The following is a 24,128-nucleotide window of genomic DNA, read 5'->3' on the forward strand; positions in this document are numbered from 1 at the left end:
GTTTTCTCAATTGCTATTCCTGCAGCACTAAAACATCTTGTAGATATTCTTCAAATTCTTATTGACATGTTAATGGTTGGTATGGTCAGTGTCTCGGCACTCGCAGCAGTTGGTATGAGTATGCAGTTTATGATGATTATAAATGTTCTTATGACACTATATGTTGTTGGTGGAAATGCTCTGATTTCGCGTTTTATCGGGCAGGGGAGAAAAAGACGAGCTTCTGCACTTCTTTACTCTCTTAGTATTTTTGCAATTATACTTTCTGTATTTGTTACAATTGGCGGATACATGGGAAGTGAATCTTTTTACTATTGGATGGGTGCGCAGAGTGATGTAATAGAGCAGGGTACAATCTACTTTAAAATACTCTCTCTTGGTATAGTTGTAATATTTATAGATAATCTTCTATACAATGCACTCTCAGCTGCGGGAGATACTAAAAGTTCACTATATATAAAACTTTTCTCAGCAGCAATCAACGCTTTTTTAAATTATGTTTTAATCTTTGGTCATTATGGCTTCGAAGCTATGGGGATAGAGGGTGCAGCTTATGCTACGATAATTGCATATTTTTTTAACGTAATAGCCTATTTTATACTTATTAAAAAACCACACTCAAAGTTAAACTTAATCCCGATTATCAGAATAAAAGATTTAAAAAGGGTATGGAATGTCGGTTGGAGTGCAGCTCTGGACCGAGGGGTCTCAAGTCTATCATTTTTGGTGTTTGTTTCTATTATAGCAGCTTACGGAACAGCAGAGTTGGCAGGTTATCAAGTAGGGCTTCGAATAGAGGGAATCGCCTTTATGCCAGGTTTCGGTTTCGCAATAGCCGCTATGGCTTTGGTTGGGCAAAACTTAGGGGCAAACAACAAAGACAGAGCTTATAATGCGGGGATAATAAGTGGAAGAATCGCTTATGTATTTATGGGGAGTGTTGGCGTTTTACTTATACTTTTTCCAGAATTATTAGTAGGTTTTTTTACAACAGACAGAGCAACAATAGTTGTAGCTTCGCAGTACCTCATACTTGTTGGATTGGCTCAAATTCCACTTGCAATAATGTTTGTCTATTCTGGGGCTCTTCGCGGTGCAGGGGCGACAAAAACAACTTTGATAGTTAACGTGTTTTCTTTGTGGATTTTTAGAGTTATTCCATCATATATTGCCTATAAGATGGGTTATGGGATTATCGCAATATTTATTATTATGAATATCGAGACACTTTTAAAAGGACTTATTTATCGTCATATTTATAATAAAAGGGCTTGGCTAGATATGAAAATATAGTTACTTATTGTTGCTATTAGTAACTTTTAAGTAATTTAGTTATTTTTTAATTATTATTAAATGGTATATTATATTTTTTGTGCTAGTGTTGGTTTAGTATAAAAAAAGGAATATTAATGCGAAAATTTAGTTATAAAAATATTGGTATATCAATATTAACAGCAAGCATGTTGCTTACGGGTTGTAGCAGTAGTGGTGGCGGCACTTCATCGGATCCAGTAGTAGCAGCGGATACAGTGATATCAGGGGCGGCAGTAGATGGGTACTTATATCTTGCTACCGTTTGTGTTGACTTAAATGTTACTGGGGTTTGTAATATTGGTTCTGATCCAATTACTTCAACAGATATTAATGGTTCATTTACTTTAACAATGACACCAGAACAAAAAGCAATAGCTGAGATAAATAAAGCGCCTATGCTTGTTTATGGTGGTACGGATGTTGATACGAATCAGCCTTTCGTTGGTAGTTTAAAAGCACCTTTAGAAACTAAAGCAACAATTAATATAACACCAATAACTACAATGGTTGAAGCTGTTCTAGCTAGTGGTGGTACAGTTGATGATGCTAAGCAAAAAGTTGCAGATGCTTTAGGACTTGATGTAAATGATGTAGATAAAGACCCAGTTGCAGAGGCTCTTTCTGATGGCGGAACAACTGATTTACTTAGATCAGCATTAACTATTCATAAAATTATTGAAGTTCTTGCTGCAGCTAGTGTTGCAGATGGTTCACAAACAAATAAAGATGCTGCTGTAACTGCTATTTATTCTAGTCTTGCTAACGCAATTGTAACAGTTTCAGGTTTAGTTGCAGATTCTAACGGGACAGCAGGTATGGCGGAAATTGTAACAGTTGCTTCACAAGAAACAAATACAAGTTTAAGTTCGGGTGCACAAGAAGCTGTTGTATTAGCACAGACAATTGAGGATCAGTTAGAAGTAGCACTACCAACAGGTACAACAGGCACAACTTCTGAAACTATATCTAGTACAGCAATAGGTTTTGATGATGCGATTGAGGAGTATGAAGCGAGAGTAGAGACTTCAATAGACAACAATACAACAATATCAGATACTGAAGTTTTATTAGAGACAGATCCATTCGAACTTAAAACGATAGCCTTGGTAGATTTACTTTCAGGTTATAGTATTACAGCTTCTGAGGGTGATATTAATGCAACAATAAATATTGCAGGTTATACTTTTACAACAACAACAGCAGAATTATTAGCACTTTCTGGTGTACCTACTTCAATCACTAACCCGCTTAGCATAGCTTATAATGAAGATTTAGTAGAAGCATATTTGTTGAATCTTGATATAGTAGCAAGTGATTCAGCTGTATACCATATAGCTATTTTGGAAGGTTTTAGCTCAGACATGACTACAGCTGCATTTAGTGAGTTGATTCATGCAACAGGAAATGCAGAACTAATGGCATTAGCTCTTGTAATTACTCCTCCAGAAGGCTTAGCTTTATTAACTGATGTGGAACAAGCAAAAGCAATTTTTACAGAGTTGCGTACTCAGGCTATGAGTGTTGTAGACTATGACAATAGTGGAACTCCAGGCTTTTTAGATACAGAGGCCCTCTCTATGGAGAGTGCATTAAATGGTGCTGCAATTGATATAGGTTTTCTTGGTGAAGCATTAGATGGTATTATTACGCGTACTAACTTTGCTATGGATACAAACCAAACAACATTAAACTATACTATTCCTGGAACTACTAGAAATGTTACACTTACAGACAATAATATTAGTGGCAGCGTTTCATGGGGTTATGCAATTTTAGATACGAATAATAATGCGTGGTCAGGTACAGTGACATATCCAGACATTGTTGATGAGAACCTATCAGCTTTTTCTTATACTACACTTACGGCAAATATAGTTGGTACATTGCCACAAACTTACGAGATTGACACAAATGCAAGTTTAATAAATTCTCAAAGTTTTGATGGTAGTGTGACTGTAACAAAAACAACAGAGGGTGCTTCTATTGCAATAGAAGGTAGTGTTTCTAGTAATGGTGATTCTTTTACAATATCTAATCTAACTGCAAATGTTGGGTATGATGTTAATGCAACTACTGGCGAACCTATAGGAAACTATTTTAAGTTAAATGGTTTAACTCTAGCAGGAACTGTAGGTAATTATAGTGTAAATGGTACTCTTACTGTAAACAGTTATGCACAAAATACTCTATGGGCAGCAAAAGGTGGGATAGTTGACGTACCATATAGCTCTTTTGGAGTTAATTTTACTTGTTCTGACATGAGTGCACCTGTGGGTGACTTGACTTTTAATTTTGATGGTGCATCATATATTCCAGATTATACTTATGCTTATGATAATGGAGTGCAGATTCAGAGTGAAAATTATTTTAATGATATAAATGTAGATGCACAATATTCAGATATTGTAAATTTAGGTAACTATACAGGATTATCATGTTCAATAGGAACACTGCAAGTATCTAGCTATGGGTCTTGGAATTGGTCAGAAAGCAATATTTATAATAGCGGTTGGTTACCAAGTGAGATTACTTTTAACGGTACTTTAACAAATACAACAGCTTCAGTAACAGGTGATTTGAATGCACAATGGCTAAATGTAGTTACAATAGATCTTGATGGCATCGATGCAACGCCACTTGTGGATGTTACATTTGATGGTTCTTTAAATATGCCAAGTCGTCCAGAAATGGCACTTCACTTAGGATTTACTAATAGTGCTACGCAAAATAATATTACTGCAACGTATAGTTATGATACTACTGCAATAGTTGCTAGTGCTGTATTTGACAGTAATATGACAAACGGAGAAATCACTATAACATCAGATGGTATTACTGCAGATGTTGTTGTTGATAATGGTGGTATAAACTACACTACAAGTACATTAACTAAAGGTAGTTTAACGCTTGGTAGTTTTGAAGATAGAGCAGGTGTTCCAGTTATCAAATATGTTGATGGTAGTTTTGAATCACTTCCATAAACAGTACATACTTTTAGCTCTTCTTGCTATTAGTTTAAAAAGTTTACCGGCTTTTGCCGGTAATTTACCTCTTTTTAATCCACAAAACTTTACAAATAAAAATTATCAATTTTACTCTAAAGCAGAGCTTTTCGCTGCAAATGACCCTTTTAGCATAAAAGAATTGTTTAATGATCTTCAAGGAGATTTACATGCTAAATCAGGTGAGAACCTAGCGTTGGCATTTGCTCGTGTAGATATTGGCTTTTCAGATGATACTTGGGGTTATTTTGGCTATGCATATAGACAAGAAGTTGCAATTTCTGCATCAGAAGATATGGTGAAACTACTTTACAACGCAAAAAATGATATTGATTTTGAAACAAGTAAAGTTTACAATTTGAGCATGGAGATAGATGGTTTTGAATCACATGGTTTAGTCGTGGCAAATAGTTTTGAGCTTTATAAAAAAAATGGATGGAAATTTAGTGCTGGATTTGGCTTGGAATTTCTTTATGCAAGACAGATGCAAGATGGCTATATTTTAGGTGATGCTACGGCAATTTCAGAGTATGATTATGATTTTTCAGCAAGTTCATATTATAGATACACAGAAAATTATCTATATGACCTTGATGTTGAAAAATCACAAGCGTATGGATATACATCACATATTTCTCTTTTACTAGAAGATGATACATTTTCATTTTTGCTTTTAGTTAATGATTTATCTGGAAAACTATATTGGGATGATGTGCCATACAGTTATGTGGAGATGTCATCGGACAATAAGAGTTACGATGAAAATGGATATGTTACATATAGTCCTACTATATCTGGAATTGAAAGAGCAGAAAATTACACACAAAGTTTAATGCGTAAATGGCGTTTTGAAGGAGGGGTCTCTTTTGAAAAATCTGCTATTTATATAGGTTCAGAGTACGTGTGTAATACCTATCTGCCATATATAACTTACAAAAAAATATTTACAGATGCCTTTAAAATGGACTTTAGTTATGAAACAAGGTTTAAAAGTTTTGGAACTAATATAATCTATAAAAATTACACAATTGGCTTGAAGTGTAATGACCTATTTGAACCATCTGCAGTTGGTTTGAGTTTAAGCACTTATTTTTAACTATTATCACTCAAATAAACCATAAATCAAGCTCATGGTGGCGGAACTATCGTCATTCCAAGCTTGACTTGGAATCTAGTTTATGAATTAATCAGAGGTCTCAATTAAAACAAAAACTCGATTCCCGCATATAAATTCCAGTTTTTTTGTTCACTGTCTGGTTCGTAGTAGGTAAAATTTCCAATCTGTACAAAATCTGATTTCTCAAAATTAGCATACTCATACTCAAGTTTTGCGGTAAAACTTATCTTTTCATACATAGGTATTTTAATCGGAGCAGCAATTTTATAACTATAGACTTTTCCAAGATTAAAGGTCTCGTTTAGGGCATCCATTTTTGCGTCAAATGCTAATTGCCCGCTCAGCTCTAATCCTACATGTAGGTTATTATATATTTTGGTCTCTACACCAATCGAGACCTGCGCAAATGGATAATAATATGTTTCGAGTTGAGTAGAAGAGAGTTCTCTCTCCCATACTTTGTAACCAAGACCAAGAGTAAAGTAAAGAGCACTATTGTTATATTGGGATAAACGTTTTATATTTGCTTGAAATTCATAAAAAGTGTTTAGAGTTGTTGATGTATGAGATCCATAAGGTAGGTCATACTCTAAAAGAGAACCTACATAATCTGTTTCTCCATACTGAGCACTTCCAAAAAAATTAAGATAGTAAGCAACATCGTAATTCTTTTCACTATAGTCATTAAAAAAATAATCGAAACTTCCATAAACACCATTTATTTCAGAAATTTTTGAGTTTTCCGTGTCAATGATTATACCTTGTAAGTCACGTTCAGTATAATTATAAGATGTCGTTTTAAGCCCAAGTTCCAGTCTGTTTTCATATATTTCAGCCTGGAGGGTATTCGTTAATAGTGCAAAAATAATAATATTACGCATATAAATCCTTTAGTAGTGATTATACACATAATTTTTAATGTAATCAATTAATTGAAAAATTTCACTATAATAAGAAATTAAAAAAGTTAAAGGTATTGTTATGCAACAAAAAGCAAGAAAAGCATTCTCACTTATAGAATTAATGATTGTTATAGTCATTCTAGGGCTTTTAGCCGCAATGGTTATGCCAAGCCTTACGGGTAAAGGAGAAGAGGCTAAAAGAAACTTAGTTTGTGTTCAGATGAAGAGCATCTATAATGGTGCTTTGGATATGTTTAAAATAAATAACAGTATGTACCCATCCACGGAAGAGGGGCTTAGTGCATTGGTGTCAAACCCAGATGCAGATAAGTATGTCAACTATTCACCAAGCGGTTATTTTAAAGATTCGAAAATGCCAAAAGACTCTTGGGGCAGTGAATTTATCTATGTACATGATAACGGAAGCGTAGAGCTCATCTCTTTGGGTGCGGATAGAAAAGAAGGTGGAAATGATGAGGCAGCTGATATAAAAATGAGTGAGTGTAAATAGCTACTTGAAAAGATCCGCATTTTCCCTTATGGAACTTATTATAGTTATTGTTATAATGGGAGTAGTTTATACTTTAAGTGTGACAAATTTTCAAAATTTAGGCGGCTCAAATACACAAGTGAGCTTAAAAAATTTAAAAGAGTATTTATATAATATTCCACATACTAAAAGTGTTGAGCTTTTGTGTCTTGATAATTGTTTGAGATGTAGTGTTTTGGTTGATTCTAAGGAGTATATCTCAACAACTCCATTTGACGATATTATAGATGATACCATAAGAGTATATAGATATGATTTTTATACAGGTATACAGGAGCAGAGCAAAAAAGTATATTTTAACAGTGAAGACGTGCAAGAAGATGTGTGTTTCTCATATAGTGTTGATAAAAGAGGGATAGGTGAGCAAGTGATAGTAGAATTTAAAGATAAAGTTTATGATTTTTCAACATACTTAAGTTCAACATCTGTTTACGACTCGCTCGAAGAAGTGGTTGAGTTTAAAGATGTTTTAGCTCAGGAAGTTTTGAGATGATTTTTAAATATAAAGGGATAGACTCTTACGGCAAAAAAGTTAATGAAAAAGTAGAAGCTGCATCACTGGAAGAGGCAAAAAGTAAGTTAAGATCTAAAAGAATTATTTATCATACTATTTTTGAGGATGCTCCAGCTTTTTATGAAAACTTTAACTTCTCACGCAAGTATAAAATCCCCGTAAAAGAGTTGTCTTCACTATCTCGTGAACTATCCATGTATATTCGCTCAGGAATCAGTATTGTCTCAGCGCTTAAAATAGTACAAACACATTATGAAAACAATAATAAAATGAAACTGTTTTTAAGTACGGTTTCAACTCATTTAGATGAGGGAAAAGACTTTTATACAGCATTAGAGTCACAAAATGTTGTAATATTGCCAGAGTTTTTCAAGCAGTCAATAAAAGTAAGTGAAAATGGTGGGATTCTAGATGAAGTGCTTTTAGAATTGTCACGGTTTTTAAAAGAGCAAGAAACAATAAAAAAAGAGATAAAAGCTGCTTTTGCTTACCCTTCTTTTATGATTATAATATCGCTGCTTATGATATCTTTTATGTTAGCTTTTGTTGTACCGCAGATAACAGGTATATTTGAGAGCATGGATCAAGAACTTCCAAAAGCCACACAAGTTGTTATAGCTATGGGTGATTTTTTTAATGATAATTTTACAACTATTTTAATATTAATAGCTGTATTTATATTTATATTTATGTTGCTCATGAACAAGAGTTACGCTTTTGTATATGGCGTTCATAAGCTAATACTTAGGTTGCCACTATTTGGGGATGTCGCACAAAAAAGTGAATTGGCTAGGTTTTCTTATATTGCTTCACTTTTAGTTCGTTCGGGTGTCCCTTTCGTTCAAACAATTAGCCTTAGTGCAAATATATTAAACAACCTTGTCCTTAGAGAGCTTTTTGTAACTTCTGCTAAAAAAGTTGTTGAAGGAAAACTACTCTCAAATGCTTTAAACAGTTCAAACATTAAGATAGATTACTCTTTTATACAGTCTATAGCTTTAGGTGAAGAGACATCACAACTTGAAAATGTATTGACAAATGTCTCTGAGCTCTATTTTGAAGAGAACCGAGATAAGATAAGTATGCTCTTAACACTGCTAGAACCAGCACTTATGTTGTTTGTTGGAGGTAGTATAGGGTTTATTGTTGCGGCAATGTTATTGCCTATTTTTTCTATGAGCGTTGGTTAGTAAGTGCGTACATATAGAAAAGCAATAGCACTACTTATAACGTTAATGTTTATAATGGCTATAACTGTAAGTATTGGAATTGGACTAAAATATGTTAATGAAGCTTCCAGTGAGGTAAATAGTGAAAATTTTATGCTTCAGACATCAGTGATTATAGACGATGTCTTAACAATGCTTAAAAGCTCTAAAGAGTTAGAGTCAATAGCAAGTGAAAAATCACAAGAGGCTCTTTTTACATTTTTGTCACAAAGCAGTTTTATACCATTTGAGAGTTCAGGTTTAAAGATTACTCTTGAGCTTAGTAGTGCAAGGTCAAGATTTAACCCAAATACACTAACAGATGGTAATAATAATATAGACTCTCAAAAAGTTAATGCATTGCGAGAATATCTGAATAATAATATGATAAATAATATATATGTAGATATTTTATTAGATGGTATTAGTGGAGTTAAAGAAGATTTTTCATACAATACGGAAATTTTTTATGAGAAGCCTTATATTTTTAGAGATTATATAGCCTCAAGTGAACATTTAGATGAAATTAACAGTTTTTATATGCAAACAGCTCAAGAGAATAGTTTAAAAAATATTAATTTTGACAATCTATTTTATTTTAGCAGTGACAAAAATACAACTATTGATGTGAATTATGCAACAGCTGATGTGTGGGAGTTGATGCTAGGATGTACAAAAGAGAGAGCTCAAGCAATAGCAGTTAGTGGAGGCTATTGGATTACAATTGATGATATAGGTTTGCAAGATGATGAAAAGATAATGTTAGGAAACTTTAAAACAAGTTATTATGAGCCACATATAGATGTTAAAGTGGAAATCTTGCAAAATAACAAACGAGCTAACATAAGATTTGAGTATAATATGACAAATAAAAAAGGGTCTAATTTTAGTTATGATATTTAATAAAAAATATAGAACAATATTTCTAGATTCAAACTCTAATGTGATTAGTATTGATGCTAAGGTAAATATAATTTTATCACCATCTCTATACTGGGTAAAAAAAATTACTTTGCCGGTAAAGAGCATTCGAGATGTTAAAAAACTACTCCCATCAATTTTTGAAGAGACACTTCCTGACGGTAAATACAGCTATAGTGCTTATAGAAGTTCTAAGGAATCAGAGTTTTTTATTTTTGCTTATGAAGATAAAAAGATACTTGATGAAATAGCTAAAAAAAATATAGCCATATCTGATGTAGCAAATGTATACTTTGCTCAAAGTGAACTGTTGTCGATAAATGGGGCTGTGAAAATCAATGAGAGCCAAAGTATTTATATAAAAGATGATATTCTTATTTTAGTGCCATGTTGTTGGGTAGAAGAAAAAGGTGAACTAGATTTAAACTCTGTAGATTTATCTAAACATAAAGTCGTACTCCAGCAGTTCGGGCACATAGTAGATATTAAAAATTTCTATAATATTGGAGCTGTTTTAGTTGTTTTGATTTTAATTGTCTTTAGTGAATTGTTTATAACAGCTCAAAAAGCAGATAATATTTTAGAGTTAAAAGATGAACTCTTCGCTAAAAATGGCCTGCAACCAACAATGCTTCAAAACAAATCTATGTTGAAAAAATATAATAAAATACACATACAACAGACTAATATTAGAAAATATATCTCTTCTTTTCTGTCTCTGAAACTAAAGCAAAGTGAACATATAGAACTTATAAGCTTAAGAGAGAAAGTAATGGTTGTTGATTTTAGCGGCACCAACAAGAATGCATTTTCGCATATAACTTCTGCTTTAAAAGCAAAAAATGTAATGTTTAAATCAACTTATAACAATGGAGTTTTACATTTGGAAATAGCTCTATGAATCGCATAAACCCAATATATGTTCTAATATTACTAGTAATGATTTTAGTTCTTACCACATTTAAACTAAACTCAGGCAAAATAGAGTTAAAAGAGGCTCAGGAGATTTATAAAACAACTGAAAAAATAGCAACTGAGCTTGGTGGATTAAAAGAGGTATATGGAGATAAGGCAAAAGTAAAAAAGTCATTAAAATCTATCTTAAAACAACCAGCTTTAAAGTCAGCATCTATAAGTGAAAAGTTTAAAGCTTCATCTCTGAGTATTAGTTCAGAAGCTATAGAGATAAACTCTTTAAATTTACTTATGAGTAAACTTTTAAATGGTGCTTATGATATTCACTCAATGCAAATAAAAAAATTAAGTGATGATAAAGTAAGCTTTAAAATGGAGATAAGATGGTAAAAATAGGAAGATTTTTTGCTTACTTTTTGTTTTTCACTATATCTCTGATGTATTTAACACCAAAGCTTAGTGTTTATTACTTTTTAGAACAAAAACTAAACTCTTACTCTATAGTAATCAGTAAAGAGGATGTAAAAGATAGTGGTTTAGGTTTAAGTATAAATGAAGCGGTAGTGTCAGTTAAAGGTGTTGATAGTGCTACTATAGCTAGTGTTGATATTAATATATTTGCTGCTTATAACACTATAGATTTTAAAGATATTACCCTCTCATCAGTAGCAGCCTCTTTCTTTCCGTTACATGTTGAGAGTGTAAATATTAAATACACAATCTTAGACCCTTTAAATATTAAAGCAGTAAGTGCTGGAGAGTTTGGAGAGGCTAGTGCTAATTTTAATATTATTGACAGAGTTTTTCATTTTAGGTTAAACCCTTCAAAAATAATGTTAAAAGATTATAAGAGCACACTTAAAAATTTGAAAAAATCTGAAGATGGGGAGTATATTTATGAAAAAAATATATAACTCAACCATTATTTCAATCTTAACAAAGGTTTTGATTTTACTTGTTGTTGCAAAAGCTTTGTCACTTGTAGTTTTATGGTATCTACCAAGCGAAGGAGTTGAACTTAACGTAAAAGAGAATTATCAACCCAAATACCAAAGAGTTGATTTTAAAAATATGATACAACAGGTTAAAAAAGAGATAATAAATAAGCCGGTTAATTCAGTCGAGTCTGTTGGAACAAATATAACTGATATGATTTTAAGTGGTTTGTATGGAACAAAAAGTAGTGGTTTTATTATTATAGCCTTAAAAGCAAAGCCTAAAAATACAGAAATAATTGCTGTTGGTGAAAAATATAATGGGTATATTTTAAAATCAATTGCTCCTATGAGTGCAATACTTCAAAAAAATGGCAAAGAGTATGTTCTTTATCTTGAAAAACAAGAGAGTAAAACTACTTCACATATTACAAAAGTTCAAACTGATGATGTTTTTGATAGTAAAAGAGAAGTGACTCGCGAAGATATAGCTACATATGCAAAAAATCCAAAAGAGATGTGGAAAGATATCTCTATTGTGGAAGTTAAAGATGGAAAAAATATAAAAGGCTTTAAAGTTACGAAGATAAATGAGAAATCTAAGTTTGCCAAACTTGGTTTAAAAGTAAGTGATGTGATAATTAAAGCAAACAATGTAAAATTGAACTCGTATAAAGACGCTTTGGATATTTATAAAAATATAGATAAGTTAGACACAATACAAATAGTGGTAATAAGAAACAATCAAGAGATGGAGTTGGTATATGAGATTAATTAGAATAATATTTTTAACACTTAGTTTAGTGTTGGTTTTAAGCGCAAGAGAGCAGGTTAATGTTAATTTTTCAGATTTAGCTATAGATGATTTTATTAAACTAATATCAAAAATTACAAATAAAAATATTTTAATAAACCATAAGATTACAGGAGTTGTAGACTTTGTTAGCAGTACTCCTATTTATGATGATGAACTCATGGATATAATGATATCTGTTTTGGAGTCTAAAGGCTTTACATTAATTCAAAACGGCTCTTTGTATGAAGTGGTCCGCTCAACTGAGGCTGCGAGTAACAATGTTAAAGTTGAAGCTCAAGATAAAAAACTTCGCGGCTCTATTATGGTTACTCAGGCCATAGAGGTTAAGGGAGAAAATGTTGATATAATAGCTGCAAAAATTCGTTATCTTATCTCCAAAACAGCAAAGCTTATGACTATGAAAGAGAGTAATACGATTTTAATTACAGATTACCCTAAAAACATAGAGACTATTAAAAAAGTTATAAAAAATATTGATACAAAGAATGAATCTATAGTAAAAATAATTTACATTAAGAATGCAGAGATAAAAAAACTTCAGGCAAGAGTAGCAGATATTAGTAAGTCACTTTTTAATGATAAAGTGGAGTCTCAGATAGTTAAAATAATAGTAGATGACAATATAAACGGGATTATAGTTGTCGGGAATAAAGCTAATGTTGAAAAAGTAGAGGCTTTGGTAGAAAAACTTGATGTTGAGTCAAATATAAGTAAGAGTGTAGAAATATTTAACCTAAAAAATTCTGATGTAAAATCTGTACTTGCTAGTTTAAATGAAATAATTTCAAAGCAGACATATACAGACCCAGCACTAAAGCCAAATGTTTCAATGAGTGAAGAGATAAATGCCGTTATTGCAGTTGGAGAACCTGCAATTATAAAAGGTATTAAAATGATTATTGATGAGCTTGATAAAGAGAAGTATCAGGTTTATGTTCAAGCTAGAATAATAGAGATAAACAAAAAGAATTCTGAATCATTAGGTGTAAAATGGGGGTTTGCAGGTGGGGATGTGTCATCATCAGGCTTATATGCTATGAGTGCAAATTTTGGTGATAACACTCTAACTAGTGTGGCTTCAAAAAGTGTTTTAGATTATTTAGGAGGTATTGGTACAGGAGCAAGAAGTGCATTTGCTTTGGGGGCTACTATTGACTTTCTTGAGACAAATGGGGCGTCAAAATCAATATCAAATCCATCAATACTATGTGTAAACAACAAAGAGTCATCTATATATGTTGGTAAAACAATTTCTGTTCAAAATGCTTCAACCGTAGGAACTACAGGCTTGCCAACTCAATCATTCAAAAGAGAAGAAGTTGGTCTTACTTTAAAAATTAAACCTCGTGTTTCATCTGTAGATAAGGTTACTTTAGATGTTGAAGCAATACTTGAGAGCGTTACAGATGATGGAACAAACAATGCGACAGGTCAACCTGTAACATCAAAACAAGAGGTAAAGACTCAAGCTATTTTACGTCATGGTGAATCTATCATTATTGGTGGCCTTGTTAAGAGTTATGATAGTGAATCTAAAAGTAAAGTTCCCCTTCTTGGTGATATTCCTTTTGTTGGTGATTGGCTGTTCTCATCTACATCTAAATCAAAAGAAGAAGATAATTTAGTCGTTATTTTAACCCCTTATGTAATAGAGAAGAGTGAAAAGTTGTCTCAACTACAAAAAGGTTTAGGAGAACTTGCAAAACTTCAAAGAGAGTACAACGATAAAGTGTTTAAAGATATAGAAGAGAGAGGAAATGTAGAAACTCAAAAGACAAACACTTCTAATAATACAGAAACAAAAAAAGAGGAATTCTAAGTGTTAAAATTAGAGCCTCTGCATAACGTAAAACTTGATATTTATGAGCCTTTGGAATTAGATACGGACTTAAGTGTTAAAAACTATCTTCTCTTTAGTGAGGTAGATAACGAGGTCTGTGCTCTAATTTGTGAGAGATATTTGGTAGAAGCAAGTAACTACTACACAAAACTACAAAATAAATATCCTATTAAAATGCTTGATGAGGACTCTTACGACAGACTCTACAACCGATTTTTAGAACTTCGTACCGACAAAGCAATAGAGACTATGAGAGAAGACTCTAGTGAAGAGGGTGAAGATGCAGACATATCATTAACAGACTTTTTAAGAACTTCATCAGATATTTTAACCTCAGAAGAGTCTGCTCCTATTATTAAGTTTGTAAATGCTCTGTTTTATCAGGCTGTTAAAAAACGGGCTTCGGATATTCATATAGAAGTTCAAGAAAAACGGGGTGAAGTAAGATTTAGAGTTGACGGTATGTTGAGTAAAAATGCAGACTTAGACAAAAAGGTTGTTAACCTCATAATTAGCCGTATCAAAGTTATTTCAAACCTTGATATTTCTGAAAAAAGAATCCCGCAAGATGGGCGAACGCAGATAAAAATTGCCGGAGAGACTTTAGATATTCGTGTCTCTGTTTTGCCGACATTTTATGGTGAGAGAGTTGTTATGAGACTTCTTATGCAAAGTTCTCAAATCCCACAAATAAATGAACTTGGCTTTAACAGCGAACTTATTGACGATGTGAAAAAACTGCTTCGTGCTTCTCATGGAATTATTTTAGTTACAGGACCGACCGGTAGCGGTAAAACAACCTCTCTGCACTCATTCTTGCGTGAAGTTGAATCACCTGAAAAAAACCTTATAACGGTTGAAGACCCTGTTGAATACAAGTCGGACAATATTGCTCAGATTCAGGTAAATGAGAAGGTGGGGCTAACATTTGCTTCGGCTCTTCGCTCTATACTCAGACAAGATCCGGATGTAATAATGATAGGTGAGATTCGTGATGAAGAGACAGCGGCTATTGCTATTCGTGCGGCTCTCACCGGTCACTTGGTGTTCTCAACCTTGCATACAAACTCTGCAGCTGCTACTATCTCAAGACTTGCTGACATGTCGGTAGAACCTTTTTTGATCTCATCTTCTCTTTTGGGAATTCTTGCTCAAAGGTTAGTCCGTGTTTTGTGTGTTGAGTGCAAAGTTGAGGATGCTTTAGCAGAAAATTTCGCGCAAGATTATAACCTACATGCAGATGCAAAAATATTTAAGGCAAATGGGTGTAAAAGTTGTAACTACACCGGATATTCCGGTCGCCGCTCCATAGGTGAGCTTTTAATCATGAATGATAAAATAAAAGATTTGTTAAAAACTACAACAGATGAGCATACTATTAAAACAGCACTTGAAGCTGATGGACTTAAGAGTATCTCATTTCAGCTCTCAGATATGTTGCACAACGGAGAAACATCTTTAGAAGAAGCGATTCGTATCGGTTTAGGGCATGCGTAAAGGCTTTACACTGATTGAAGTTATGGTTGCTGTACTGATTATATCAGTAGTAATCGCAGCCCTTTTGCAGATGAAGGGTAATAGCTCACATATATTTTTTGAGCTTGAAAAAAAAATAAAAATAAACCAGTTTGTCTCATTTATAATTGAAAATAAAGATTATGGATTTGAAAATGAGACCACTACCTTAGACAAGCTTATATCTGATTTTGATCTTGACGATGATTTAAGACGAAGAGTTAAACAGAGTAAGGTGGAAGTAGTCTATCAAGTGCTTGAGAGAATTGACATGAGCGATATAGGTGAGTCAGACAACATGGAAGATAGAGTAGAGAACCAAGCAGAGACTAATATGGTTTTTGAGATAGGAAAAACTGTACTTAAGAGCGATACATCTTCTGCCGGACTGCTAAGGCTTAGAGTTCAATGAGAAAAGGTTTTACACTTATTGAGATGCTTATCTCTGTAACTATTTTATCTATTATGATGGTTTTTTTATATAAAAGCTATGCTTCTTTGAACAATTCTAATGACTTTTTAGAAAAAGAGTTAAACACTATAAAAAGCCAACAACTCAGAAAAAAAATTATATTTTTGGACTTCTCTTTAGCAATTAACAAAAAAATAAATATCATAAATCAAGACCCACATGTAGATGTCGTTTTTATGCAAAGTTCAAACTCTTTTCATAGAAAACACAACCCATACATCGCTTATATAGTTAAAGAGTCTAAGCTTTACAGACTTGAATCTCTGCAAGAGTTTAAAGAGTACCCATTAAACCGAGATAGTGTATTTAGCGTAGATTATTTAGGTGAAGTGGATAGTTTTAGAGTCTACAAATCAAAAGATAATCTAAAAGAGGCTTATCTAATACATGTAGAGTTTAAAAAGGCGGATGAGATACTTCTTAAAGTTAAAGTGTTGGAAGATTAATTTAGAAAGATTAAGATAAAATTCCATTATGAATTTACAAGAGTATAAAGAAGCAGTAGAGAAACTTAACCTCTACTCATACCACTACTATGTCTTAGATGACCCGATTACAACTGATGAGGTTTACGATAAGCTCTATCATGAAGTTGTCGAGTATGAACAAAATAATAAAGATGATATTTTAAAAAAATCACCTACCATGAGAGTCGGTGACGCAGTTAGAGATGGTTTTACAAAGGCTCCGCATCTCACTCGTATGTGGAGTTTAGAAGATGTTTTTGATGCAGATGGCTTGCAAAAGTGGCTTACTAAAACATACAAACTAGATAAAAAAATCTCATTTTATTGTGAACCTAAATTTGACGGTGCATCTCTAAATCTCATTTATGAAAACGGTGAACTTACTCAGGCAATTACACGCGGTGATGGAGAAATTGGTGAGCTAATTACCCAAAATGTCAAAACAATAAAAACTGTTCCTCTTACTATAGAGTATGAAGAGCGTATTGAGATTCGCGGCGAGGTTGTTATATTTAAAGAAGAGTTTGAAAAGATAAACGAAGCAAGAATGAGAGAGGGTGAAGCTGTTTTTGCAAACCCTAGAAATGCGGCTGCTGGAAGTTTACGACAACTTGACTCTGCTGTAACTGCTTCAAGAAATTTGGTCTTTTTGCCATATGGTGTCGGAGAGAACGCACTAGAACATAAACTGCTAAGTGACAAGATGGAGTTTATTTACTCTTTAGGGTTTAGAAAGCCGCCGCAGAGTTCTACATGTAAAGATTTTGCCGAGATAGAAGAGATATATGAAGTTATGAAGAGAGACCGAGATAGTTACTCTATGATGCTTGATGGAATGGTTGTTAAAGTTAATGAAATAGCTTCTCAAATAGATATGGGTTACACTGTTAAAAATCCACGTTTTTCTGTTGCATATAAATTTCCGGCAGTTGAGAAGATAACTACTGTTAAAGAGATAGTTTTACAAGTTGGAAGAACTGGTGCTGTAACTCCAGTGGCAATAGTCGAACCTACCGATATAGACGGAGTAGTAGTGGAGCGTGCGACTCTACATAACTTCGATGAGATAGATAGAAAAGATATAAGACTTAATGACAAAGTTATCATCCTAAGAAGCGGGGATGTTATTCCTAAGATTATTAAAGTTTTAACCCATGAGCGTGATGGAAGCGAAGTAAAATACGAAAGACCGCAAAGTTGTCCAGTTTGTAGTAGCGAACTCTTGGATGAGGGGGTTTTGCTTAAATGCCAAAATCTTACATGTGAAGCTAGAGTTATAAACTCCATAATATACTTTGCTTCAAAACCGTGTCTAAATATAGATGGACTTGGAAACAAGATAGTTGAGGCTCTTTTTAACTCAGGTCTTGTGAAAAGCGTTGTTGATTTATTTGATTTAACACTAGATAAGCTCTTGGAACTTGAAGGTTTTAAAGAGAAAAAATCTCAAAATCTTCTCAACTCATTAGAAAATGCAAAAGGTTCTGAATATTGGCGTTTTTTAAACTCACTTGGGATTGAACATGTGGGGGAGGTTGCATCTAAAACTTTGAGTGAAAAGTTTGGCAGTAACTTCTTACATGTAAGCAAGGAAGAGATAATCGCTTGTGATGGAATAGGCGAAGAGATGGCTGAGTCTGTTTTGGAGTTTGTAAGAGTAAATAAAGAGACGATTTTAAAATTACAAGATATTTTAAAGCCATTGGAACCTGTGCAAAAAGAAGAAGCAAAAGAGAACCCTTTTAAAGGTAAAACGGCAGTTCTAACTGGAACTATGAGTGAGTCACGCGGTGATATAAAAGATATGTTGGAAAATCTTGGTGCAAAAGTCTCAGGAAGTGTTTCTAAAAAGACAGACTTCTTGATTTACGGCGAGGATGCCGGAAGTAAATATGACAAAGCTATATCTCTACATGTAGAGTGTATAACAGAAGATGAGATGAGAAAAAAAATAAGTGGGAGTGTTTAAATGAGAATATTTTTAATAATTACATTGTTTTTTACTGCTTTACTCGCAGACAGAGATGGCGGACCGTATTTAGGGATTGGCTATGGAACTGCTGAGTATAGCAATAGTGATTACTATGACTCCATTGCAGAATCTAGCTCTAAAGCAATGTCCCTTTATGCCGGTGCATACATAAATAAACATCTCTCTGTTGAGGTTGGCTATGCAGAATTCGGCTCTAGTGATAAGGGTTTTAGCGTTGAGAAGAGTAGTAGTCTCAGCAACCTCTCTTTTACGGCCTTTACTTTTAGCGTTTTAGGTCATTATGCTTTTTTTAACGATGTTTTAGACACTTATGTAAGGCTTGGAGCAGGTGAGATTAGAGAGGATGAACTAAGCCTGAAAGGTTTTAGCGAAGAGTATGGAGTAGGTATCGGTGTCAGGTTCAATAAATGGCTAAGTATGAAGGTAGCATACGACATGTACAGATTTAAATATGAAGAACCGGTAAGCGCTGTGAAATATGGCATGTCAATAGACTATATGTACGCTGCTTTGGAGGTTCAGTTTTGAGCAGGTTAGATAATTATCTTTTTGAGAACTCACTTGCACAAAGCAGAAACAAAGCACAGAGCCTAATAAAAGATGGATTGGTAAGTGTAAACGGGAAAGTTATTATAAAAAGCTCATATAAACTAGAGCAGAGCGATGAAGTTCTTGTAAAAGAGCATAAAGAGTATGTCTCTCGTTCAGCTTTTAAACTTAGCAGTTTTCTTGATGAATTGAAATTACATGTAGATGGTAAAACAGCATTAGATATAGGCTCATCAACAGGCGGATTTACACAGGTTCTTTTGGAATATGGTGCTAGCGAAGTGACTGCTGTAGACGTTGGAAAAGAACAGTTACATGTAAGCCTTAAAGAAGATGCAAGAGTCCACTCTTATGAGAGCTGTGACATCAGAGAGTTTAAGAGTGACAAAACATTTGATATAGTCGTAAGTGATGTTGCTTTTATATCACTGCTATACATTTTAGATGATGTTGATAGATTGGCAAATGATAAAATAATTTTGCTGTTTAAGCCACAGTTCGAAGTAGGGCGTGAAGCAAAAAGGGACAACAACGGTGTTGTTCTCGATGAAAAAGCAATACTAAATGCGATGATAAAATTTGAAGATGCCTGTAAATTAAAGGGGTGGAAACGAATTTTGAAATCTGCTTCAAAACTAACTGGTAAGGAGGGAAATCTTGAATACTGCTATTGCTATGAAAAATAGCACCGCTATTGCTATCGGTGGATTTGATGGGATGCATATAGGTCATCAGCACCTTTTTGCGGAGCTTGGCGATAAAGGGACTGTTGTTGTAATAGAGACGGGTTATGCCAACCTTACTCCAAAGTCAGAGCGTGAAAACTTTTCTCAGTACCCTATTTTATATATTGAGCTAGAGGATATCCGCCATTTGAGCGGTGAAGAGTTTATAGGTTTTTTGAATGATAAATTTCCTCAATTGGAAAAAATAGTTGTCGGGTATGATTTTCACTTTGGGAAAAACAGAAAATACTCTTTTGATGATTTGAAAACACTTTTTGCAGGAGATGTTAAAGTCGTTGATGAGGTGACTTTAAATGGGGACTCTGTTCATTCACATAAAATCAGACAAAAAGTAAGTATAGGCGATATAAAAGGTGCTAATGCATTTTTAGGGCATAATTACACTATTAAAGGTAAAATAGTTAAAGGTCAAGGCATTGGAAAAAAAGAGTTGGTAGCGACTATAAATATAGAAGCAGAAGGTTTTCTTACTCCAAAAGAGGGAGTTTATGCTACTCTTACTAGAATAGATGATGAAGAACATTATCATCCATCAGTATCATTTGTGGGGCACCGCGTAACTACAGATGGAAGTTTTGCTATTGAGTCTCATATACTTGACGGCGAAGTTACATGTAGCAACAAAGCAAGAATTAGTTTTGTCTCTTTTATAAGAGATAACAAAAAGTTTGAGTCACTTGATGAGCTCAAAAAAGCGATAAACAAAGATATACTTGTCGCTTCAAAAGAATTAAAGTTTTTGCAATTATGAGAAAAAGAGAATATTTAGATACAACACAAGATATAAGTTTTAAGTTTTTCCAAACACCGGATGATTTTATGGTTGATGAAGTTATGTGCACAGAGTTTAAGGGCAAAGGGAACTACTTAATTATACATGTAAAAAAAGTTGAACTTACAACTTGGGACATGGTAGCGATTTTTGCAGAGTACTTTGGTATTCCTGCGCAAAAGATTGGTTATGCAGGATTAAAAGATAAACATGCGACAACAACGCAATATCTGTCTGTTGACGCTTCGTATGAAAAGATGCTTAAAAAATTTCACCACAAACAGATTAAAATATTAAAGACAATAAGACACTCACACTCTATTAGAATGGGTGATTTGTGCGGGAATAGATTTAGTGTAAATTTACATTTTGTTGATAATATCGATTCAGGCAAGATTGAGAAGTGTGCACGAAAAATTGCTAAAAATGGTTTGCCAAATTACTTCGGTTACCAGAGATTTGGGCGTGATAACGACTCAATAAAACAAGCTCAGGAGATGATAAAAGGTGAAATATTTATAGAAGATTCAAAGATTAAAAACTTTTTAATCTCTATTTATCAGAGTACATTTTTTAATGACTGGCTGAGAGAGAGAGTAGAACTCTCACGTGAAAAAAATGATGGTAAATATTTACTTCTTGATGGAGATGTTTACCAAGATAGTAAAGGCAACCTATCTACTCCTAAAATTATGCCCACAAGAGACTTTGAAAATAAAAAACTGGTTCCTACCGGGCTTTTATGTGGTAGAGATACTTTTCGTGCAAGAGATGAAGCAAGAGAGATAGAAAAAGAGTACGATGACGAGTTTTTACAAGAAAAAGGGTACAGAAGAGAAGCACTGATTTACCCTAAAGATATAGAGTGTAATTATGTTAGAAAGCAAACAATGTTAAATATCTCTTTTACACTTCCAAAAGGCTCTTATGCAACAGTTTTTTTAGAAAGTATTGCGAACAAGAACTATACAGCTAAAGATGTAAAGCCAAAAATTAAACAAAAATAAAAAAAATTACATAAATTATAGGCAGTATTATAAAAGTTTAATCCAACTTTGAATATAATGCCTCAATTATTTAAGACAGGGAGTACACCTATGGGTGAATTGTTCACATTTTTCGGTTTATTATCTCACGATAAAACTTTTATCTACATGACGCACATGCTTTTATCAGCAGGAATAGCTTTAATGCTTGTTAAGATTGCTATGTCTAACCTTCAGATGGTTCCAAGAGGAACTCAAAATGTTATGGAAGCATACATTTCCGGTGTTCTTAAAATGGGAACAGATGTTATGGGCGAAGAAAAAGCTCGCAAATATGTAGCGCTTGTTGCTACAATCGGCCTTTTTGTCGGTATTGCTAACCTCATAGGTGTAGTGCCAGGCTTTGAAGCTCCAACTGCATTTTTAGAGATGCCGTTAACATTGGCTTTGTCTGTGTTTGTATACTATAACTATGTTGGTATTAAAGAGCAGGGTGTTATAAAATACTTCAAGCACTTTATGGGTCCGGTTTGGTGGTTGTACTGGTTAATGTTCCCAATCGAAATCGTGTCTCACTTTTCTCGTTTAGTGTCTCTTTCTTTCCGTTTATTCGGAAATGTTAAAGGTGACGATATGTTCTTAATGGTAATCTTAATGCTTGCTCCATGGGTTTTACCGATGATTCCATTTGCACTACTTACTTTTATGGCATTCTTGCAAGCTTTCATCTTTATGATGCTTACGTATGTTTACCTTGGTGGCGCTGTAGCGGTTGACGACCACTAGTCGTAACTGAAAAACTATGCAAAAAGATAAATTCGATAGAATTATAAGCTTTTTGCTTGGAGCGTCATGGGCCATATTACTTTTTGGTTCTGTGATTGTTTTTAACACTCTCCTTTTTTTAGGTTTAGGCCTGGCAATTTTCTGCACAATACTCTTTATAATTATCTCACTTTTTATGACTTTATCTCTGGATGCTTTTTCTATAAACAGACAAAGACTCGAAGAAGCTAAAAAACAAACAATACTGTTAGAGAGCATTTTAAAACTAAAATAAATATGTTGCTATAGTTAATTAAGATATTTTTACTTTATGAGAGTTAAAAGCTTTAATCAGGTAAAATGTACCCTTAATATTATGAATTTTATCTAAGGAAACTTATGTTTGAAGTAGTTATCGGTCTTGAAGTCCACGTACAACTAAATACAAAATCAAAACTTTTTTGCTCGTGTCCTACGAGTTTCAATCACAAACAAAATACAAATACTTGTCCAACTTGTTTAGCTCTTCCAGGTGCTTTGCCGGTACTAAATAAAGAAGTTTTACATAAGTCTATTATGCTCGGAACTGCTATTGACGGGACTGTAAATAGAACATCATTCTTTGATAGAAAAAGTTATTTCTATCCAGATAGTCCCTCTGCTTATCAGATTACACAACTCTACACACCTATTGTTGAGCATGGAAAATTGCAAATAGACTTTGAAGACGGAAGCCACAAGATTATCCGCATTAATCGTGCTCATATCGAAGCTGATGCCGGAAAAAATATACATGACGGTGATATATCTAAAGTTGATTTAAATCGTGCAGGAACTCCTCTTTTAGAGATAGTATCTGAGCCTGATATGAGAAGTGCAGAAGAGGTTATCCTTTATCTTAAAAAACTTCACTCAATAATTCGTTACTTAGATATCGGTGACGCGAACATGCAAGAGGGGTCATTTCGCGTTGATGTAAATGTCTCAATTCGTCCAAAAGGTGATGAAAAACTTTATACTCGTGTTGAAGTTAAAAATATAAACTCATTTAAATTCATCCAAAAAGCAATTGAGCTGGAAGTGGCTCGTCAGAGCGAGGCTTGGGAAGATGGTGTATATGAGCAAGAGATAGCTCAAGAGACTAGATTGTTTGACCAAACGAAGCAAGAGACTCGTTCTATGCGTGGTAAAGAGGAAGCTGCTGATTACCGTTACTTCCCAGAGCCGGACCTGCTAAAAGCTGTAGTAACTGATGAGATGATGGCTGTATACTCACAAATACCAGAACTCCCAGATGAAAAGAGAGATAGATTTGTAAAAGATTATGGCATGAACGAGTATAGTGCGGGTGTTGTAACTTCTGCTGTAGAGATGGCGCACTTTTTTGAGGCTATGATGCAAGAAGGCATATCTGCAAAAAATGCCTTGACTTGGCTTACAACAGAACTACAAGGTCGTCTAAAAGGTGATATGAACATCACAAATTCTCCAGTAGATGCTAAAAAACTTGGACAATTGGTGAAAAGAATTGAGGACGGCACCATAAGTGGAAAAGCGGCAAAAGAGGTACTTGACAGGCTTATGGTTGAAAATCTTGAAGTTGACGGTGTTATTGATGCTCTTGGTTTAAAACAAGTTAGTGACAATGGTGCAATTGAAGCTATATGTGACGCTATTATAGCTGCAAACCAAGATAAGGCTGAACAGTATAGAGGCGGTAAAGATAAACTTTTTGGCTTCTTTGTCGGGCAAGTCATGAAAGAGTCAAAGGGCAGTGCAAACCCTCAAACCGTAAATGAAGTGCTAAAAGCAAAACTAGGATAATTAG

The 24,128-nt window shown here is 33.9% G+C and carries 24 protein-coding genes; 23 read left to right on the top strand and 1 reads right to left on the bottom strand.

All coding sequences use genetic code 11. The features are described from left to right. Window positions 1-15: 15 nt before the first annotated feature. The 3 genes from HUE88_RS03865 to HUE88_RS03875 all read left to right on the top strand — a co-directional run bounded on the left by HUE88_RS03865 (window position 16) and on the right by HUE88_RS03875 (window position 5,412). Entirely contained in the window at window positions 16-1,293 is a 1,278-nt protein-coding gene (locus tag HUE88_RS03865) for an MATE family efflux transporter (RefSeq protein WP_194372506.1), read from the top strand. A 116-nt stretch (window positions 1,294-1,409) separates the two neighbouring features. Further along, window positions 1,410-4,295, top strand: a complete 2,886-nt coding sequence (locus tag HUE88_RS03870; protein ID WP_194371248.1) for a hypothetical protein — start codon at window positions 1,410-1,412, stop codon at window positions 4,293-4,295. After that, entirely contained in the window at window positions 4,270-5,412 is a 1,143-nt protein-coding gene (locus tag HUE88_RS03875; RefSeq protein ID WP_194371249.1) for a hypothetical protein, read from the top strand. The genes HUE88_RS03870 and HUE88_RS03875 overlap by 26 nt, the downstream gene beginning before the upstream one ends. Window positions 5,413-5,516: 104 nt before the next feature. On the opposite strand, the gene HUE88_RS03880 is transcribed toward HUE88_RS03875, so the two are convergent. Next, window positions 5,517-6,314, bottom strand: coding sequence for a hypothetical protein (locus HUE88_RS03880; RefSeq protein ID WP_194371250.1), 798 nt, complete (start codon window positions 6,312-6,314; stop codon window positions 5,517-5,519). Window positions 6,315-6,414: 100 nt separating this feature from the next. On the opposite strand from HUE88_RS03880, the gene gspG reads away from it, so the two are divergent. From gspG to gatB, 20 genes are all read left to right on the top strand, one after another. Then, window positions 6,415-6,846: a type II secretion system major pseudopilin GspG gene (gene gspG / locus HUE88_RS03885; RefSeq protein ID WP_194371251.1), complete on the top strand. Its 432-nt coding sequence runs from the start codon at window positions 6,415-6,417 to the stop codon at window positions 6,844-6,846. Then, complete coding sequence (locus HUE88_RS03890) at window positions 6,833-7,378, top strand: prepilin-type N-terminal cleavage/methylation domain-containing protein (protein WP_268245921.1); 546 nt, start codon at window positions 6,833-6,835, stop codon at window positions 7,376-7,378. Before gspG ends, HUE88_RS03890 begins: the two co-directional genes overlap by 14 nt. Further along, window positions 7,375-8,589, top strand: a complete 1,215-nt coding sequence (locus HUE88_RS03895) for a type II secretion system F family protein (protein ID WP_194371261.1) — start codon at window positions 7,375-7,377, stop codon at window positions 8,587-8,589. The genes HUE88_RS03890 and HUE88_RS03895 overlap by 4 nt, the downstream gene beginning before the upstream one ends. 3 nt (window positions 8,590-8,592) lie before the next feature. Beyond that, window positions 8,593-9,510: a hypothetical protein gene (locus tag HUE88_RS03900; protein WP_194371269.1), complete on the top strand. Its 918-nt coding sequence runs from the start codon at window positions 8,593-8,595 to the stop codon at window positions 9,508-9,510. Then, window positions 9,500-10,429 carry a hypothetical protein gene (locus HUE88_RS03905; RefSeq protein ID WP_194371271.1) on the top strand — a complete coding sequence of 310 codons (930 nt, stop codon included), beginning with the start codon at window positions 9,500-9,502 and terminating at the stop codon, window positions 10,427-10,429. The genes HUE88_RS03900 and HUE88_RS03905 overlap by 11 nt, the downstream gene beginning before the upstream one ends. Then, the gene (locus HUE88_RS03910; protein WP_194371273.1) at window positions 10,426-10,833 is read left to right on the top strand and encodes a hypothetical protein; all 408 of its coding nucleotides are present in this window, start codon (window positions 10,426-10,428) and stop codon (window positions 10,831-10,833) included. Before HUE88_RS03905 ends, HUE88_RS03910 begins: the two co-directional genes overlap by 4 nt. After that, on the top strand, window positions 10,827-11,357 hold the full coding sequence (locus HUE88_RS03915) for a hypothetical protein (RefSeq protein ID WP_194371275.1): 531 nt from the start codon (window positions 10,827-10,829) through the stop codon (window positions 11,355-11,357). The genes HUE88_RS03910 and HUE88_RS03915 overlap by 7 nt, the downstream gene beginning before the upstream one ends. Further along, on the top strand, window positions 11,341-12,156 hold the full coding sequence (locus HUE88_RS03920) for a PDZ domain-containing protein (protein ID WP_194371277.1): 816 nt from the start codon (window positions 11,341-11,343) through the stop codon (window positions 12,154-12,156). Before HUE88_RS03915 ends, HUE88_RS03920 begins: the two co-directional genes overlap by 17 nt. Beyond that, window positions 12,143-14,014 (top strand): type II secretion system secretin GspD, encoded by a 1,872-nt coding sequence (gene gspD / locus HUE88_RS03925; protein ID WP_194371285.1) that lies wholly within the window; start codon window positions 12,143-12,145, stop codon window positions 14,012-14,014. Before HUE88_RS03920 ends, gspD begins: the two co-directional genes overlap by 14 nt. Continuing rightward, complete coding sequence (locus HUE88_RS03930; RefSeq protein ID WP_194371287.1) at window positions 14,015-15,532, top strand: GspE/PulE family protein; 1,518 nt, start codon at window positions 14,015-14,017, stop codon at window positions 15,530-15,532. It abuts the gene before it with no gap. Continuing rightward, window positions 15,525-15,962, top strand: a complete 438-nt coding sequence (locus HUE88_RS03935) for a type IV pilus modification PilV family protein (protein WP_194371289.1) — start codon at window positions 15,525-15,527, stop codon at window positions 15,960-15,962. Before HUE88_RS03930 ends, HUE88_RS03935 begins: the two co-directional genes overlap by 8 nt. Next, complete coding sequence (locus HUE88_RS03940) at window positions 15,959-16,468, top strand: PulJ/GspJ family protein (RefSeq protein WP_194371291.1); 510 nt, start codon at window positions 15,959-15,961, stop codon at window positions 16,466-16,468. The genes HUE88_RS03935 and HUE88_RS03940 overlap by 4 nt, the downstream gene beginning before the upstream one ends. A gap of 28 nt (window positions 16,469-16,496) precedes the next feature. Continuing rightward, complete coding sequence (gene ligA, locus HUE88_RS03945) at window positions 16,497-18,458, top strand: NAD-dependent DNA ligase LigA (protein WP_194371293.1); 1,962 nt, start codon at window positions 16,497-16,499, stop codon at window positions 18,456-18,458. Further along, window positions 18,459-19,010 carry an outer membrane beta-barrel protein gene (locus HUE88_RS03950; RefSeq protein ID WP_194371295.1) on the top strand — a complete coding sequence of 184 codons (552 nt, stop codon included), beginning with the start codon at window positions 18,459-18,461 and terminating at the stop codon, window positions 19,008-19,010. After that, on the top strand, window positions 19,007-19,717 hold the full coding sequence (gene tlyA, locus HUE88_RS03955; protein WP_194371297.1) for a 23S rRNA (cytidine-2'-O)-methyltransferase TlyA: 711 nt from the start codon (window positions 19,007-19,009) through the stop codon (window positions 19,715-19,717). The genes HUE88_RS03950 and tlyA overlap by 4 nt, the downstream gene beginning before the upstream one ends. Beyond that, window positions 19,707-20,528 carry a bifunctional riboflavin kinase/FAD synthetase gene (locus HUE88_RS03960; protein WP_194372508.1) on the top strand — a complete coding sequence of 274 codons (822 nt, stop codon included), beginning with the start codon at window positions 19,707-19,709 and terminating at the stop codon, window positions 20,526-20,528. Before tlyA ends, HUE88_RS03960 begins: the two co-directional genes overlap by 11 nt. After that, on the top strand, window positions 20,525-21,556 hold the full coding sequence (locus HUE88_RS03965) for a tRNA pseudouridine(13) synthase TruD (protein WP_194371299.1): 1,032 nt from the start codon (window positions 20,525-20,527) through the stop codon (window positions 21,554-21,556). The genes HUE88_RS03960 and HUE88_RS03965 overlap by 4 nt, the downstream gene beginning before the upstream one ends. Window positions 21,557-21,646: 90 nt before the next feature. Continuing rightward, on the top strand, window positions 21,647-22,321 hold the full coding sequence (locus tag HUE88_RS03970) for a F0F1 ATP synthase subunit A (protein ID WP_194371301.1): 675 nt from the start codon (window positions 21,647-21,649) through the stop codon (window positions 22,319-22,321). Window positions 22,322-22,337: 16 nt separating this feature from the next. Continuing rightward, window positions 22,338-22,595: a hypothetical protein gene (locus tag HUE88_RS03975; protein WP_194371303.1), complete on the top strand. Its 258-nt coding sequence runs from the start codon at window positions 22,338-22,340 to the stop codon at window positions 22,593-22,595. A gap of 104 nt (window positions 22,596-22,699) precedes the next feature. Further along, entirely contained in the window at window positions 22,700-24,124 is a 1,425-nt protein-coding gene (gene gatB, locus HUE88_RS03980; protein WP_194371305.1) for an Asp-tRNA(Asn)/Glu-tRNA(Gln) amidotransferase subunit GatB, read from the top strand. Window positions 24,125-24,128: the final 4 nt, after the last annotated feature.

Origin of the sequence: Candidatus Sulfurimonas baltica (assembly GCF_015265455.1) — a bacterium.
GTDB lineage: Bacteria > Campylobacterota > Campylobacteria > Campylobacterales > Sulfurimonadaceae > Sulfurimonas > Sulfurimonas baltica.

Bases quoted from the DNA above. Each gene is read 5' to 3' on its own strand.
- ligA (WP_194371293.1), top strand. From the start codon at position 16,497: ATGAATTTACAAGAGTATAAAGAAGCAGTAGAGAAACTTAACCTCTAC.
- HUE88_RS03940 (WP_194371291.1), top strand. From the start codon at position 15,959: ATGAGAAAAGGTTTTACACTTATTGAGATGCTTATCTCTGTAACTATT.
- HUE88_RS03910 (WP_194371273.1), top strand. From the start codon at position 10,426: ATGAATCGCATAAACCCAATATATGTTCTAATATTACTAGTAATGATT.
- gatB (WP_194371305.1), top strand. From the start codon at position 22,700: ATGTTTGAAGTAGTTATCGGTCTTGAAGTCCACGTACAACTAAATACA.
- HUE88_RS03970 (WP_194371301.1), top strand. From the start codon at position 21,647: ATGGGTGAATTGTTCACATTTTTCGGTTTATTATCTCACGATAAAACT.
- HUE88_RS03915 (WP_194371275.1), top strand. From the start codon at position 10,827: ATGGTAAAAATAGGAAGATTTTTTGCTTACTTTTTGTTTTTCACTATA.
- HUE88_RS03965 (WP_194371299.1), top strand. From the start codon at position 20,525: ATGAGAAAAAGAGAATATTTAGATACAACACAAGATATAAGTTTTAAG.
- HUE88_RS03960 (WP_194372508.1), top strand. From the start codon at position 19,707: ATGAAAAATAGCACCGCTATTGCTATCGGTGGATTTGATGGGATGCAT.
- HUE88_RS03880 (WP_194371250.1), bottom strand. From the start codon at position 6,314: ATGCGTAATATTATTATTTTTGCACTATTAACGAATACCCTCCAGGCT.
- HUE88_RS03950 (WP_194371295.1), top strand. From the start codon at position 18,459: ATGAGAATATTTTTAATAATTACATTGTTTTTTACTGCTTTACTCGCA.
- HUE88_RS03875 (WP_194371249.1), top strand. From the start codon at position 4,270: ATGGTAGTTTTGAATCACTTCCATAAACAGTACATACTTTTAGCTCTT.
- HUE88_RS03935 (WP_194371289.1), top strand. From the start codon at position 15,525: ATGCGTAAAGGCTTTACACTGATTGAAGTTATGGTTGCTGTACTGATT.
- HUE88_RS03920 (WP_194371277.1), top strand. From the start codon at position 11,341: ATGAAAAAAATATATAACTCAACCATTATTTCAATCTTAACAAAGGTT.
- HUE88_RS03895 (WP_194371261.1), top strand. From the start codon at position 7,375: ATGATTTTTAAATATAAAGGGATAGACTCTTACGGCAAAAAAGTTAAT.
- HUE88_RS03975 (WP_194371303.1), top strand. From the start codon at position 22,338: ATGCAAAAAGATAAATTCGATAGAATTATAAGCTTTTTGCTTGGAGCG.
- HUE88_RS03870 (WP_194371248.1), top strand. From the start codon at position 1,410: ATGCGAAAATTTAGTTATAAAAATATTGGTATATCAATATTAACAGCA.
- gspG (WP_194371251.1), top strand. From the start codon at position 6,415: ATGCAACAAAAAGCAAGAAAAGCATTCTCACTTATAGAATTAATGATT.
- gspD (WP_194371285.1), top strand. From the start codon at position 12,143: ATGAGATTAATTAGAATAATATTTTTAACACTTAGTTTAGTGTTGGTT.
- HUE88_RS03905 (WP_194371271.1), top strand. From the start codon at position 9,500: ATGATATTTAATAAAAAATATAGAACAATATTTCTAGATTCAAACTCT.